Genomic DNA, 557 nt, shown 5'->3' on the forward strand with positions numbered 1-557 from the left:
TAAGGGACGGTGAAGACCTGGCTGCTGCCGTCGGCCTCTTTGATGGTCACCTGCAGGTCGCCGCCGTTGCCGGCGGAGTAGAGATCGTTGATGGTGAACGGGCCGGGGGGCACCGTGCTCTGGTAGATCTCATAGCCGTTCTGCTTCACCGACACCTGAGCGGTGCCGCGGGCAATCCCGTGGATAACCGGGGCAAATCCCTTCTGGCTGTCCGGCAGCATGTTGTCATCGGAGGCGAGCTGCGCGCCGCGGAAGTTAATGCCGTCGAAGACGTCGCCGTTGGTGTAGCTGTCGCCCAGGGTCAGACGCGAGCGCAGCGCGGTGATGTCGCGCTCCAGCCAGGTATTGACGTGCTGCCACTTGTTTTCACTGGTCGACGAACTGCCGCTGCTGCTGTAGCTCCAGGTGGTGTTATCGCGCAGACGCCAGGCGCCGAGATTCAGCCCGCTCTGCAGGTTCAGGTACGCGTAGTTGCTGCTGCCGCCGATGTCGTTATGGACGTTGTTGCCGGTGAAGTTGTAGTTCAGCAGCCCGGCGTTAATCCCGTGGTCCCAGAG

At 62.5% G+C, this 557-nt stretch carries 1 protein-coding gene; it reads right to left on the reverse strand.

Translation table 11 applies throughout. The annotated features are described in order from the left end of the window. The coding region (locus tag ABLV75_RS02880; protein ID WP_196256895.1) for a fimbria/pilus outer membrane usher protein at positions 1 to 557 on the reverse strand (557 nt) is incomplete at both ends.

The organism is Klebsiella sp. CN_Kp066, from assembly GCF_040065135.1.
Classification (GTDB): domain Bacteria; phylum Pseudomonadota; class Gammaproteobacteria; order Enterobacterales; family Enterobacteriaceae; genus Klebsiella; species Klebsiella oxytoca.